The following is a 13,185-nucleotide window of genomic DNA, read 5'->3' as shown; positions in this document are numbered from 1 at the left end:
CTCAATAATCATTCGATTTGGCGCGTATCAGGAAGGCATCCAGCCCGATCTCACCAATCAGTTTGGCCTGCGCCACCCATTTATCCCGGCTGACCCGGCCCTTGAAGCCTTTCAGGTTGCCATCCATCCACGCAATTTCGGCAGGGCCAAAGCTGGCGATCTGGTCAAAGTGGAAGATACCCAACCCGTGACACAGCTTTTCCAGCACCGGGCCAATGCCCTCGATCTTTTGCAGATCATCCGCCACGCCCTTACGCGCCGCCTTCAACGCTTTCGGCTGGGTGCCGCCCTCAGAGGCAACAGCCGCCGGCTCAAGCTTTGCCTTCGGTGCAGCCTTGGTCGGTTTTGCCGAAACGACTGCCTCTGGCCTACCCACCGGCATCACAGGCGCTTCCTGCACGGTCACGCCGGTCCTGTCGGCCACCGCCGCCGCCCCCGGTTTCGGTTCAACCGCCACACCAACGGCAGGCGTCACAGCCTCTGGCATCGCCGCCAGTTTCGGATCAGATTTCACAACCTTCGGGATCCACGGCGTCAACAGCGGCACTTCGGTGCCATCAATCCGCTTCACCGTATCGCCAATATCCACCGCATTCTGCACCGAAGCGTTATAAGGCTTACGCCCCGCTTCATGCGCTTTTAGCGAAGTCAGCCCCGACAAAGGCTCGGACGCATAGCGCCCATTCTGCGGCCCCGGCACCGGAACCTCACCCTTCGAGAACCGCCCGATCAACGCGCGCAGCTTGTCCGCCGTCAGATCCTCGTAATAATCCTTGCCGATCTGCGCCATCGGCGCATTGGTGCAAGCCCCCAGACATTCGACTTCTTCCCAGCTGAATTTGCCATCCGCAGACAGTGCATGCGCCTTATCCGCGACCAGCTCGCGGCAAACCGCAATCAACTCCTCCGCCCCGCAAATCATGCAGGAGGTGGTGCCGCAAATCTGGATATGCGCAACACTTCCAACCGGTTGCAGCTGGAACATGAAGTAAAAAGTCGCCACTTCCAGCGCACGGATATACGCCATCCCCAGCTTATCCGCGACATGCTCAATCGCAGGACGGGTCAACCAACCCTCTTGCTCTTGCGCGCGCCACAGCAGCGGAATGATCGCCGAGGCCTGACGCCCCTCAGGGTATTTCGCAATCTGGCCCTCAGCCCAAGCCAGATTGGCCGGGGTAAAAGCAAATGACGCGGGTTGTTCTTTGTGCAGACGGCGAAGCATTAGCGGTCGACCTCCCCGAACACGATATCCATCGTGCCGATGATTGCAGAAACGTCGGCCAGCTGGTGGCCTTTGCAGATATAATCCATCGCCTGCAAATGCAGGAAACCCGGCGCGCGGATCTTGGCGCGGTACGGCTTATTGGAACCATCCGCTTTCAGATACACGCCAAACTCACCCTTCGGCGCTTCAACCGCTGCGTAAACCTCCCCTGCGGGCACATGGAAGCCCTCGGTGTAAAGTTTGAAGTGGTGGATCAAAGCCTCCATCGAGGTCTTCATCTCGCCGCGTTTCGGCGGCGACAGCTTGCCGCGGGTCAAAACTTCACCCGGTTCGGCCCGCAGTTTGGTGATGCACTGCCGCATGATATGCAGCGATTGCGTCATTTCTTCCATCCGGCACAGATAGCGATCATAGCAATCGCCGTTCTTGCCGACCGGAATTTTGAACTCAAATTCGTCATAGCATTCATAGGGTTGGCTACGCCGCAAATCCCACGGCAGACCCGATCCGCGCACCATCACACCAGAAAATCCGTATTTCTGGATGTCGTCTTCCGTCACCACGCCAATATCGGCGTTGCGCTGCTTGAAGATGCGGTTTTCGGTCAGAAGCCCGTGCAGATCTTCCAGCACTTTCGGGAAGGTCTCGGTCCAAGCCTCGATATCGTTGATAAGATCGGGCGGCAGATCCTGATGCACGCCACCGGGCCGGAAATAGGCCGAGTGCAGTCGCGCGCCGGAAGCCCGCTCATAAAACACCATCAGCTTTTCGCGCTCTTCAAAGCCCCAGAGCGGCGGCGTCAGCGCCCCCACGTCCATCGCCTGCGTGGTGGTGTTCAGCAAATGGTTCAGGATCCGGCCGATTTCCGAATAAAGCACCCGGATCAACGACGCCCGGCGCGGCACAGCCGTGCCGGTCAGACGCTTAATCGCCAGACACCAGGCATGTTCCTGGTTCATCGGCGCCACATAATCCAGCCGATCAAAGTACGGCAGGTTTTGCAGATAGGTGCGGCTTTCCATCAGCTTTTCGGTGCCACGGTGCAGCAGGCCAATATGCGGATCGCAGCGCTCGACAATCTCGCCGTCCAACTCCAGCACCAAACGCAAAACACCATGCGCCGCAGGGTGTTGCGGGCCGAAGTTGATGTTGAAATTGCGGATGCGCTGCTCGCCCGCCAAGCTGTCGGCCGTGCCATCATCATAGGTGTTCACGCGGATATCGCCGTCCATCATGCGAAGCCCTTTTCCATATTCTTGCGCCAAGCTTCTGGCAAAGCCGGAAACATCGCAGCGACATAATCGTATTGTGGCCGCAGCCAGAGCAAAGCCCGCGCCCGCAAAGCCTCGGGCAGCGTCACCGATTTACCTTCATGCACCCGGCGATCCAACGCGGCAGGCGCGGCACTCAAGCCCAGATGTGCCGACAGCTTTGCGATCCCCGGCAGCGTCATCAGCTCTTCCTGAAACTGCACCAGCAGCGATTTTGCCGGAACCGCCCGCAGCAGCTTGGGCAAAATCCGCGCATAATCGCCGCGCGCCACGATGCCCTTGCCCTCGCCCGACAGATCACCGTCGAGGATTGCCGCCATCTGCGCCTCAGCCGCCTGCGCCAGCCGATCCGGTGCGGTGCGCGCCGCAATCATCCGCACATGGCTCCACAGCCGCGCCAGCGGATCGCGGATCAGATAGACTACCCTTGTATCCGCAGCCACCCGCGCCAAGCCAGCCAGATCCTGCTCGGCCATCAAGCCATAAGCGGGCGTCACATCGCCCACCAGCCGCGCATCGCCAGCGCCCTTGGTCAGAAAGGCGCGGTAAGTCGGCAGATCAATCGCCCGATGCGCCAAAACCGCGCGCCATTCGATCAGATCGGCCAAACGCTGCGCCACCGCGGCTTTGCGCTCATACGGCACCGCATCCAGACGCGCCTGCATTTCGGCAATCTGCCGATCCACCCCGCGCAAAGCTCCGTCGAACTGCGCTTCAGTCTTCAGGGTGAAGTAGTGCAATTCCTTGATCGTGCGGAAATGACACTCTGGATGCGCGGACAGATGCTCGTAAAGCCAGGATGTCCCGGCTTTCGTCGCCCCCACACAAAACAAGAATGTCGGCTGCTTGCTCACCGGATCAGGCTTTCTTCTCATCACCCGGAAGGATGTATTTCGCACCCTCCCACGGGCTCATGAAATCAAACTGACGGTATTCCTGCACCAGATTGACCGGCTCATAGACCACACGTTTTTGCGCTTCGTCGTAGCGCACTTCGGTATAGCCGGTGGTCGGGAAATCCTTGCGCAAAGGATGGCCGCGAAAGCCGTAATCCGTCAAAATGCGGCGCAAATCAGGGTGGCCCGAGAACAAAATCCCGAACATGTCGAACACTTCACGCTCGAACCAATTCGCCGACGGATGCACCAGATGGATCGACGGCACCATATCATCTTCGCTGACAGCCACCTTCAGCCGGATACGGGCGTTGGTGTACATCGACAGGAAGTGATAGATCACATCAAAGCGCTCTACCCGCTCGGGGTGATCCACGGCGGTGATATCGACCAGCGAGGAAAACTTGCAGGCCGGGTCCACCGTCAGAAAACCGATGAACGACACCAGTTGATCCAGACCAACCGTCACGTTCAATTCACCAAACGCCAGTTCCGTGCCCAGCACCGCATCCGGGCGCTTTTCAGTCAGATAGGCGGCGAGTTCAACCAAATCAGCCATATCGCCCCCTTAACGCACAAGCGTGCCAGTGCGGCGGATTTTCCGCTGCAACTGCAAAATACCGTAAAGCAACGCCTCGGCTGTCGGCGGGCAGCCCGGCACATAGATATCTACCGGAACAATGCGGTCACAGCCGCGCACCACCGAATAGGAATAGTGGTAATAGCCGCCGCCATTCGCACAAGACCCCATCGAGATCACATAGCGCGGCTCTGGCATCTGGTCGTAAACCTTGCGCAGCGCCGGGGCCATCTTGTTGGTCAAGGTGCCCGCGACGATCATCAGATCCGACTGCCGCGGCGACGCGCGCGGGGCGGTGCCAAAGCGTTCAAGGTCATAGCGCGGCATCGAGGTGTGCATCATCTCAACCGCACAACACGCCAACCCAAAGGTCATCCAGTGCAAGCTGCCGTTGCGCGCCCAGTTGATGATATCTTCCGTCGTGGTCAGCAGGAAACCCTTGTCCTGCAACTCGCGGTTCAACGCCTGCGTGGCAACCTCGCGGTCCGGCCCCGCCGTGTTCGCACCAGTCATCACGCCCATTCCAGCGCTCCTTTTTTCCACTCGTAGGCAAAGCCCACGGTCAAAACACCCAGAAACACCATCATCGACCAGAACCCGACCATGCTGATCTCGCCAAAGGCCACCGCCCAGGGGAACAGGAAGGCGACTTCCAGATCGAAGATAATGAACAGGATCGAGACGAGGTAAAACCGCACGTCAAACTTCATTCGCGCATCGTCAAAAGCGTTGAACCCGCATTCATAGGCCGAGACCTTCTCGGGGTCGGGGTTGCGCACAGCGATCAAAGCGGCAGCGAGGATCAGCACAAGCCCAAGCCCCACCGCGATCGCAAGAAGAATAAGGATCGGCAGATACTCACGAAGAAGATGGTCCACGCGAAGCGCTCCTTCTGCTGGCAAACCGCGTCGCAAGCGCTTTGGCTCCCGTCGCTCTTGCCCATTCGTTTATCCCGCCGCCTTGGCGGGGTCAACCAAAGCCGACAGGAAAAGATGCCCCTGCGACGCGCTAAGCCCTTGGTTTTTGCGGGATAATTGATGAGTGTTTTGCTAAGGAATTGCCGCATCCTCCGTCCTCTTGTGCAACTGCAGCAAACCGCCCATCTAACAGACAGAAATCATTGGGAAGCCCGCCACATGCGCCTGCTCACAGCCCTCGCGCTTACCCTGTTGCCCATCGCCGCCCAAGCCGAAGAAATCGGGCGAGTCGGCGTCGACTGGGTCGGCAATGACATCATCGTCGAGGCGATCCCCGATCCAAAAGTCCAAGGCGTCACCTGCCACATCAGCTATTTCGAGCGTTCGATGTGGGACCGGCTGTCAAAGGGCAACTGGTTCGAAGACCCGTCGAATGCTTCGATCGCCTGCCGCCAGACCGGCCCGATCACCATTGGCGACATCGACACCTCCGCGTCCGGCGAGAACGTGTTCAGCGAAGGCCGCTCGCTGGTGTTCAAATCATTGAACGTCACCCGGATCTTCGATCAGAAAAACCAAGTGCTGGTCTACCTGACCCATGCCACCGAACTCAGCGACGGCTCGGCGAAAATGTCGATCTCAACGGTGCCGCTCTACAACGCGGCACTCACCCCGCAGACCCCGTAGCCCTAGCCAGAATTTGCTGTCATCTGCCTTGGACAGACCACGAAGCCATGCAGCAAACCACCGCCGCAACTTAGCCGCACCAATTCCGCCGCGCCTCACCGTGATAGTCCACGCCCAGACCTTCGCCAATCATCACCGCCGCCACATCGCGCCCCGCCACCGTGATCAGCACCAGATCCCGCCCGTATTTCTCGGTTCCCTTCGGGTAGATCACCACATCTGGCCCCGAAAGCAGCCCGCGCAGTCGCTCCGTCGCCCGCGCCCCCCATGCCGCCTCGGACTTGCATTTCGGCGATCTCACTTCCGGCGCGTCAAAGCCCACCAAACGGCCGACGCGCTTCTCGGCCCCGCACCGCAACGCCACCGTGTCGCCGTCAATCACATAGCCGATGCGACAGGCGGCAGGTGCACCGTGATAGGGCGCAAAGCGATCCGCTGCGGCCCAAAGCCCCAGCAGCGTCAGCGCGATATAGGCCGTCAAATACGGCGTCAGCTTCACTGAATAACCGGCAACACCACAGCCTCAGGCTCTGGCCCCTGCCCCACCACCAGCGCCTCAGCCCGAATGATCCGCGCAATCTGAGCACAATCCGCGACCGAGAACGTCAACGGCACCCGCATATCCACCAGCCCGGCCAAAATCCGGTCGGTCTGCGGCAGGTTCTGCACCTCGGCATAGCCCCAATGCTGATAGCGCGAGGTAAACGCCACCGGATCAGCCGCGCCAAACCATTTCAACTCGACCCCGCGCGCCAACACCCGGCCCAGAAGCGCGCCAACCCGCGCCGCCGACCAATCCGGCAGCAGAAACTGGAACGACGACCCGACATAGGTTTCCTCCGCCGGACGCTCCACCAGCACCAACCCCGGCACGCCCTTCAAGCCCGCCTCCAACGCCCGATAGCGCTCGCCCCACCGCGCCACCCGCTCCGCCAGCAGCGCCAGTTGTGGCCGCAAAATCGCCGCCCGCAAATTGTCCATCCGGCCAGAGATGTTCGGGGTCTCCATCCGCACCGCCTCAAAGGCCGCCACACTCGGCGCTGCCCTATGCCGCCCATACAGCATATACGACCCCGACAGCAGCACCGCCCGCGCCATCACCGCCTCGTCATCCGAGATCAGAAACCCGCCCTCGCCGGAATTGATATGCTTGTAGGTCTGCATCGAATAACACCCGATCAGCCCCGACCGCCCCGAGGCCACGCCCTTCCAGGCCGCCCCCATCGTATGCGCGCAATCCTCGATGATCAGCACACCAAGGCGGTCGCACAGCGCCACCAAAGCCTCCATATCGCACAGATGCCCGCGCATATGGCTCAGCATCAGCACCCGCGCGCCCGAGGCCACGGCCTTCGTCTCCAGATCGCCAAAGTCCAGCACCAGCTGTTCCGTCACCTCAACAAACACCGGACGCGCGCCGACCGAGGCAATCGCCCCCGGCACCGGAGCCAACGTAAAGGCATTGGTCAGCACCGCATCTCCGGCAACCACCCCCACCGCCCGCAAAGCACAGCCCAAAGCATAGCCACCCGAGGCCACAGCAAGGCAGAACTTCGCCCCCATCAACTCGGCGAATTCTTCCTCCAGCAAAGCCGCCTCAGCGACCTCTCCCGGTGCAGTATTATAGCGGTGCAACCGCCCATGCCGCAGCACGGCGATGGCGGCCTCAATCCCGGCTTCAGGGATCGTTTCCTGCTGGGTGAAACTGCCGCGAAACACGTCTTCCGTCACAACCGCTTCTCCTCAACCGGCACGATCAGCACGAACATCACCAACGTCAACGCCATCCCGGCCCCTGCCACAAAGAACGCCACATCCGGCGACTGCCAGCCACCCGGAGCCATGAAATAGCCAAAGATCTGGCTGAAAAACACCGTCCCCGCCAACATCGCCACGTTCATGATCGCCGAAATCCCACCCTGCAACTCGCCCTGCGCATCATCCGGCACCACCTTGGTCATCATCGCCGTCAGCATCGGATGCACAAATCCCTCCGGCCCATGCACGATCATCAACACCACCACAACCGTCAGCGAGCCCGCCAAGCCATAACCGGAAGCCGCGATCAAGGCCGACACCAGCCCGATCAGCGCCAGCCTACGCTCGCCAAACCACGTAACGCCCAGCCCGGTCAAGCCGCCCTGAAACCCTGCCATCACCACGCCAAACACCGCCAGCGTCAGGCCCACCATCGCCGGTGACCAGTCAAACTTCGCCATGCCCCAATAAGACCAGATCGCCGGATACACGCTGGTGAAGAAGAAAAACGAGAACATCACCGCGCACATCGGAATGACGCCATGATAGCTGCGAAACACCTTGAACGCGCCCAACGGGTTTGACCGTGCCAAATCAAAGCTGCGGCGGTTCTGCGGTGCCAAAGTTTCCGGCAGCACGAACCAGCCGTAGATGAAGTTCAGCCCCGAAATTCCCGCTGCCACGAAGAACGGCACCCGCGGCCCCAACTCGCCCAACAGCCCACCCAAGGCCGGGCCCAGCACAAAGCCCAAACCAAACGCCCCACCCATCATGCCGAAATACTTCGCCCGCTCCTCGGGTGCGGTGATATCGGTGATAAACGCATTGGCTATCACCCAGCTTGACCCACAGACCCCGGCAATCACCCGGCCCACGAACAGCCAGCCCAGTGTCGGAGCCAACCCCTGCAACAGGTTGTCCAACCCCAGCCCCGCAATCGCCAACAACAGCAACGGGCGGCGGCCAAAGCGGTCCGACAGGTTCCCCATCAACGGGCTGAATACGAACTGCGCCATTGAAAAGGCAAAGAACATCCAGCCGCCAATGATCGAGGCCTCAGCCAGACTGACTTGCCCCACTTGCTCGATCAGTTCCGGCAGCACCGGAATGATCAATCCAAAGCCGATCATGTCCAACAGAACACACAGCAGCACAAAGATAATCGCGTGGCGGGACGGCGCTTTGGTCATGGCCGCAACCTAAATCGGCCTCCCAGGACTGTCAAACCACCAGCCGGCCCACTAACCCCGGCAAATCCTCATACCGATCCAGCAACGCCTCTGGCCGCAACCGCGCCACCCCCGCCCCCTCCGGCCCAAACGTCACCAAAGCCACCGGCACCCCCGCGGCCAGCCCGGTCTTCCGATCCGTCTCGGTATCGCCGATCAGCATCGAGCGCCCGACCGCCCCGCCAACCCGCCGCACCACCTCGACATAGGGGGCCGGATCAGGCTTGCGCACCGCCAACGTATCCGCCCCCACCAGCGCGCCGAACAAATGCGCCACCCCCAGCCGCCGCACCAGTTCCACCGCCAGCCCCTCGGGTTTGTTGGTGCAGATCGCGGTGCGATACCCCGCACGCAGCAAAGCCTCCACGGCGTCAATCGCCCCCGGATACATCCGGGTATGCACATCAATCCCATCGGCATAAGCGGCCAGCAGCACCGGATACTGCGCCGAGATATCGTCCTCGGAATACCCCACCCCCAGCCGATCAAACCCCGCCCGCAGCATCGCCCGCCCGCCGTGAAACGCCGTCAGCACATCGCGCTGATCCAACACCACGCCATGCCCCAACTGATCAAAGCACGCATTCGCCGCCGCCAGCAAATCCGCACTGGTATCCGCCAGCGTGCCATCCAGATCAAAGACAACCGTTTTCATTATGTAACCTTGCGTGAAGAACCACCCCTTGCGGCCCCGCCGATCCGGGGTAAAACGGGTGCAAAAGAAAAGGAAGAGGCAGATGTCGGTTTCATTCATCATATTGGCGGCAGGCATGGGAAGCCGGATGAACTCCGACACCCCAAAAGTGCTGCACCACATCGCAGCCGCCCCGCTGTTGCACCACGCCCTGACCGCCGCCCGCAGCTTGGAGCCTACGCGCATCGTCGTCGTCACTGGCCATGAGTCCGCAGCGGTCGCCAAATCCGCCGAAGCCTTCGACCCGTCTGTCGAATGCGTCCTGCAAGACCCGCAACTTGGCACCGCCCATGCCGTCGATATGGCCGCCCCCTTGCTGGCCGACAGCAGCGGCGAAGCCATCGTGCTCTACGGCGACACCCCCTTCATCCGCCCCGAAACGCTGGAGGCCATGCTGCACGCCCGCGCCCGCCATTCGGTCGTGGTGCTGGGGTTTGAGGCGAAGGATCCGGGCCGCTATGGTCGTCTCGTCGCCTCCGGCGAAAACCTTGAAAAGATCGTCGAATACAAAGAAGCTACCGATGAAGAACGCAGCATAACCCTCTGCAATTCCGGCGTAATCTGCGCCTCTGCCAAAACCCTGTTCGAACTGATCGCCCAAGTCGGCAATTCCAACGCGGCTGCCGAATTCTACCTGACCGACATCGTTGAAATCGCCCGCGCCCAAGGCCTGTCGGCAGGCGTCGTCACCTGCGACGAATCCGAAACCCTAGGTGTGAACACCCGCGCGCAACTGGCCGAGGCCGAAGCCGCCTTCCAATCCCGCGCCCGCGCCGAGGCACTGGAAAATGGCGTCACCCTCACCGCCCCCGAAACCGTGTTCTTCGCCCTCGACACTCACATTGGCCGCGATGCCATCATCGGCCCCAACGTGATTTTCGGCCCCGCCGTCACCATTGAATCCGGCGCCGAGATCAAAGCCTTCTGCCATCTCGAAGGCTGCCACGTCTCACGCGGTGCCACTGTCGGCCCCTTCGCGCGCCTGCGCCCCGGTGCAGAACTCGCCGAAGATGTCCATGTCGGCAACTTTGTCGAGATCAAGAACGCCATTCTCGACGAAGGCGTCAAAGTCGGCCACCTGACCTATATCGGCGACGCTGACATCGGCGAATTTACCAACATCGGCGCAGGCACCGTCACCTGTAACTACGACGGCGTGATGAAGCACCGCACCAAAATCGGCAAACGCGCGTTCATCGGGTCCGACACCATGCTCGTCGCCCCGGTCAGCATCGGCAACGACGCTCTGACCGCCTCGGGTTCCGTCATCACCGAAAACGTGCCGGATGAAGCCCTCGCGGTTGGTCGCTCCAAACAAGTCAACAAACCGGGTCTCGCCACCAAGCTGATGGCCCGCCTCAAGGCGATCAAAGCCGCGAAAGGGAAGTCGTAAATGTGTGGAATCGTTGGTGTTCTAGGCAATCACGAAGTCGCCCCGCTGCTGGTCGAATCCCTCAAACGGCTTGAATATCGCGGCTACGATTCTGCGGGCATCGCCACCGTCAACAAAGGTAAACTCGACCGACGCCGCGCGGTGGGCAAGCTGGTGAACTTGTCTGATCTGCTGGTCCACGAACCCCTCGCGGGCAAGGCGGGCATCGGCCACACCCGCTGGGCCACCCACGGCGCCGCCACCACCACCAACGCGCACCCGCACCGCTCTGGCCCCGTGGCCGTGGTGCACAACGGCATCATCGAAAACTTCCGCGATCTGCGCACTGAATTGGCCGCCGAGGGCCTCACCCAAGAATCCGAGACCGATACCGAGACCGTCGCCCTTCTCGCACATATGTACATCACGCGCGGAGCCACCCCGATTGAGGCCGCCCGCCAAACCCTGAAACGCCTGCACGGCGCTTTCGCCCTGTGCTTCCTGTTTGATGGCGAAGAAGACCTGATCATCGCCGCCCGCAAAGGTTCCCCCCTCGCCATCGGCCATGGCACCGGCGAAATGTTTGTCGGTTCCGACGCGATTGCCCTCGCCCCAATGACCGACCGCATCACCTATCTTGAGGAAGGCGACTGGGCCGTCGTCACCCGCGCCGGGGCTACGATCTACGACGACCAAGACCGCCTCGCCAACCGCGCCGAGGCTCGGATTCAAGTCGATGCCACCCGCATCGAAAAGGCTGGCTACAAGCATTTCATGGCGAAAGAAATCGCCGAGCAACCCGTGGTGATCGCCGACGCCCTGCGCCGCTACGTCCAGAACGGCGCTTTGCAATTGCCCACCGAGGTCGATTTCACATCCGTTGACCGCCTCACTATGGTCGCCTGCGGCACCGCCAGCTACGCCTGCCACGTCGCGAAATACTGGTTCGAGCAAATCGCAGGCCTGCCCTGCGAGATCGACATCGCCTCGGAATTCCGCTACCGCGAACCACCGCTGTCGCCGAACCAATGGGCGCTGTTCGTCAGCCAATCCGGTGAGACCGCCGACACCCTCGCAGCCCTACGCTACACCCGCGAAAAGGTCGCCAAAATCGTCGCCGTGGTCAACGTTCCCACCTCGTCGATCGCCCGCGAAGCCGATCTGGCCTTGCCGATCATGGCGGGGATCGAGGTTGGCGTTGCCTCGACCAAAGCCTTCACCTGCCAGCTGACCACCCTCGCGCTGCTGGCGCTGAAAGCCGCGCAAGACCGGGGTCGCCTCACCCCAGAAACCCTCGCCCAACACCTGAATGACCTCGCAGCACTCCCCGGCCTGATGAACCATGCCCTCGCGCTCAGCACCACCATCGCCGCCATTGCCGAGGAACTCTCTGAGGCCCAAGACGTGCTGTTCCTAGGCCGGGGCGCGATGTTCCCCCTCGCCCTCGAAGGTGCGCTAAAGCTGAAAGAAATCAGCTACATCCACGCCGAAGGTTATGCATCAGGTGAACTGAAACACGGCCCAATCGCGCTGATCTCGCCGCAAGTCCCGGTGATCGTGCTCGCCCCCCGTGATCATCTGTTCGAGAAAACCGTCTCTAACATGCAGGAAGTCATGGCCCGCCACGGCAAGGTGCTGCTGATTTCCGACGCCCAAGGCATCACCGAAGCTGGCATGGATTGCTGGAAAACCATCACCATGCCCGAGGTTTCCGACGCCTTCGCGCCAATCCTCTACGCCATCCCCGCGCAGCTGCTGGCCTACCACACCGCCATCGCCAAAGGCACCGACGTCGACCAACCCCGCAACCTCGCAAAATCGGTAACCGTCGAATGATCGCCGCCAATCAGCTTGAACAGGCCCTCGCACAACTTCACGCCCTTGCCGATCCGCAAAAAGCCATCGAGGCGCAAGCCTATCACAAGACCGAGCGCCCCTATCTCGGCCTGAAAGTGCCGCAGATTGAGGAACTCACCACCGTCTGGCGCGCCGAATCCAGCCTTGAAGACCGCATCCAACTGGCAAGCGATCTGTGGGACAGCAACATCCACGACGCCCGCATCGCTGCCGCCAAACTGCTGACCCAAGCCCGCATCAAGCCCGATGATACCGCCGCTTGGGATCTGATCTGCCAATGGGTGCCGCAGTTTGACGCCTGGGCCATCGCCGATCACGTCTGCATCGCCGCTCAAAAGCGCATCACCGCCGACCCGTCCCGCATCGACACGGTCGAAGGTTGGACCATGTCCGAGAACATGTGGACCCGCCGCGCCGCCCTGGTCGCAACCCTACCCTTCACCAAGCAGAACTTCCCGAAACCCTTCGAGCTGGACATCCGCGACCGCGTGCTCGGCTGGGCTGCCATCTATATCGACGACAAAGACTGGTTCATCCAGAAAGCCGTCGCCTGGTGGCTGCGCGATCTGTCAAAACACGACCCCGCCCGCACCGCCGCTTTCCTCGACCAGCATGGCGAACGGATGAAGCGCTTTGCCCGCAAGGAAGCCGCGCAATACTTAGGCTGACCGCTTTTGGTCATCCTCTGTGCGCAAA

General features: G+C 61.2%; 14 protein-coding genes. 4 read left to right on the top strand and 10 right to left on the bottom strand.

The window, feature by feature from the left end; all coding sequences use genetic code 11:
* Position 1: 1 nt before the first annotated feature.
* Genes U1A24_RS01475 through U1A24_RS01450 form a run of 6 tightly spaced genes read right to left on the bottom strand, consistent with a single transcriptional unit; the run spans position 2 to position 4,853 of the window.
* Positions 2-1,225 carry an NADH-quinone oxidoreductase subunit E gene (locus tag U1A24_RS01475; protein WP_322320223.1) on the bottom strand — a complete coding sequence of 408 codons (1,224 nt, stop codon included), beginning with the start codon at positions 1,223-1,225 and terminating at the stop codon, positions 2-4.
* Positions 1,225-2,463, bottom strand: a complete 1,239-nt coding sequence (locus U1A24_RS01470) for an NADH-quinone oxidoreductase subunit D (RefSeq protein WP_416173445.1) — start codon at positions 2,461-2,463, stop codon at positions 1,225-1,227. The genes U1A24_RS01475 and U1A24_RS01470 overlap by 1 nt, the downstream gene beginning before the upstream one ends.
* Complete coding sequence (locus U1A24_RS01465; RefSeq protein ID WP_322320222.1) at positions 2,460-3,353, bottom strand: sulfotransferase; 894 nt, start codon at positions 3,351-3,353, stop codon at positions 2,460-2,462. The genes U1A24_RS01470 and U1A24_RS01465 overlap by 4 nt, the downstream gene beginning before the upstream one ends.
* Before the next feature lie 4 nt (positions 3,354-3,357).
* Positions 3,358-3,954 (bottom strand): NADH-quinone oxidoreductase subunit C, encoded by a 597-nt coding sequence (locus tag U1A24_RS01460; RefSeq protein WP_322320221.1) that lies wholly within the window; start codon positions 3,952-3,954, stop codon positions 3,358-3,360.
* A 9-nt stretch (positions 3,955-3,963) separates the two neighbouring features.
* The gene (locus U1A24_RS01455) at positions 3,964-4,497 is read right to left on the bottom strand and encodes a NuoB/complex I 20 kDa subunit family protein (protein WP_202905545.1); all 534 of its coding nucleotides are present in this window, start codon (positions 4,495-4,497) and stop codon (positions 3,964-3,966) included.
* Positions 4,488-4,853, bottom strand: coding sequence for an NADH-quinone oxidoreductase subunit A (locus U1A24_RS01450; RefSeq protein ID WP_322320220.1), 366 nt, complete (start codon positions 4,851-4,853; stop codon positions 4,488-4,490). The genes U1A24_RS01455 and U1A24_RS01450 overlap by 10 nt, the downstream gene beginning before the upstream one ends.
* Before the next feature lie 258 nt (positions 4,854-5,111).
* On the opposite strand from U1A24_RS01450, the gene U1A24_RS01445 reads away from it, so the two are divergent.
* A complete protein-coding gene (locus tag U1A24_RS01445) occupies positions 5,112-5,579 on the top strand; it encodes a CreA family protein (protein WP_322320219.1) in 468 nt (155 codons plus the stop codon).
* A 70-nt stretch (positions 5,580-5,649) separates the two neighbouring features.
* On the opposite strand, the gene U1A24_RS01440 is transcribed toward U1A24_RS01445, so the two are convergent.
* The 4 genes from U1A24_RS01440 to U1A24_RS01425 are packed head-to-tail and all read right to left on the bottom strand — an operon-like array spanning position 5,650 to position 9,221.
* Entirely contained in the window at positions 5,650-6,078 is a 429-nt protein-coding gene (locus tag U1A24_RS01440) for a thermonuclease family protein (protein ID WP_322320218.1), read from the bottom strand.
* The gene (locus U1A24_RS01435) at positions 6,075-7,310 is read right to left on the bottom strand and encodes a DegT/DnrJ/EryC1/StrS family aminotransferase (RefSeq protein WP_322320217.1); all 1,236 of its coding nucleotides are present in this window, start codon (positions 7,308-7,310) and stop codon (positions 6,075-6,077) included. The genes U1A24_RS01440 and U1A24_RS01435 overlap by 4 nt, the downstream gene beginning before the upstream one ends.
* On the bottom strand, positions 7,307-8,527 hold the full coding sequence (locus U1A24_RS01430; RefSeq protein ID WP_322320216.1) for an MFS transporter: 1,221 nt from the start codon (positions 8,525-8,527) through the stop codon (positions 7,307-7,309). The genes U1A24_RS01435 and U1A24_RS01430 overlap by 4 nt, the downstream gene beginning before the upstream one ends.
* A gap of 31 nt (positions 8,528-8,558) precedes the next feature.
* Positions 8,559-9,221 (bottom strand): HAD hydrolase-like protein, encoded by a 663-nt coding sequence (locus tag U1A24_RS01425; protein WP_322320215.1) that lies wholly within the window; start codon positions 9,219-9,221, stop codon positions 8,559-8,561.
* Between the two features lie 82 nt (positions 9,222-9,303).
* Here U1A24_RS01425 and glmU point away from each other — a divergent pair, with 82 nt between their 5' ends.
* The 3 genes from glmU to U1A24_RS01410 are packed head-to-tail and all read left to right on the top strand — an operon-like array spanning position 9,304 to position 13,157.
* Complete coding sequence (gene glmU, locus U1A24_RS01420) at positions 9,304-10,653, top strand: bifunctional UDP-N-acetylglucosamine diphosphorylase/glucosamine-1-phosphate N-acetyltransferase GlmU (RefSeq protein ID WP_322320214.1); 1,350 nt, start codon at positions 9,304-9,306, stop codon at positions 10,651-10,653.
* On the top strand, positions 10,654-12,468 hold the full coding sequence (gene glmS, locus U1A24_RS01415) for a glutamine--fructose-6-phosphate transaminase (isomerizing) (RefSeq protein ID WP_322320213.1): 1,815 nt from the start codon (positions 10,654-10,656) through the stop codon (positions 12,466-12,468).
* On the top strand, positions 12,465-13,157 hold the full coding sequence (locus U1A24_RS01410) for a DNA alkylation repair protein (RefSeq protein WP_322320212.1): 693 nt from the start codon (positions 12,465-12,467) through the stop codon (positions 13,155-13,157). The genes glmS and U1A24_RS01410 overlap by 4 nt, the downstream gene beginning before the upstream one ends.
* The last annotated feature ends 28 nt before the right edge of the window (positions 13,158-13,185 follow it).

It is taken from the genome of Cypionkella sp. (assembly GCF_034376685.1).
Lineage (GTDB): Bacteria > Pseudomonadota > Alphaproteobacteria > Rhodobacterales > Rhodobacteraceae > Cypionkella.
The sequence above is the reverse complement of the archived record's forward strand: the minus strand, read 5'-3'. Positions and strand labels throughout refer to the sequence as shown.

What these genes read in the sequence shown, in the direction of transcription:
- U1A24_RS01475 (WP_322320223.1), bottom strand. Translation starts at nt 1,225, where the DNA reads ATGCTTCGCCGTCTGCACAAAGAACAACCCGCGTCATTTGCTTTTACC.
- U1A24_RS01455 (WP_202905545.1), bottom strand. Translation starts at nt 4,497, where the DNA reads ATGGGCGTGATGACTGGTGCGAACACGGCGGGGCCGGACCGCGAGGTT.
- U1A24_RS01410 (WP_322320212.1), top strand. Translation starts at nt 12,465, where the DNA reads ATGATCGCCGCCAATCAGCTTGAACAGGCCCTCGCACAACTTCACGCC.
- U1A24_RS01425 (WP_322320215.1), bottom strand. Translation starts at nt 9,221, where the DNA reads ATGAAAACGGTTGTCTTTGATCTGGATGGCACGCTGGCGGATACCAGT.
- U1A24_RS01445 (WP_322320219.1), top strand. Translation starts at nt 5,112, where the DNA reads ATGCGCCTGCTCACAGCCCTCGCGCTTACCCTGTTGCCCATCGCCGCC.
- U1A24_RS01460 (WP_322320221.1), bottom strand. Translation starts at nt 3,954, where the DNA reads ATGGCTGATTTGGTTGAACTCGCCGCCTATCTGACTGAAAAGCGCCCG.
- glmS (WP_322320213.1), top strand. Translation starts at nt 10,654, where the DNA reads ATGTGTGGAATCGTTGGTGTTCTAGGCAATCACGAAGTCGCCCCGCTG.
- U1A24_RS01470 (WP_416173445.1), bottom strand. Translation starts at nt 2,463, where the DNA reads ATGATGGACGGCGATATCCGCGTGAACACCTATGATGATGGCACGGCC.
- U1A24_RS01430 (WP_322320216.1), bottom strand. Translation starts at nt 8,527, where the DNA reads ATGACCAAAGCGCCGTCCCGCCACGCGATTATCTTTGTGCTGCTGTGT.
- glmU (WP_322320214.1), top strand. Translation starts at nt 9,304, where the DNA reads ATGTCGGTTTCATTCATCATATTGGCGGCAGGCATGGGAAGCCGGATG.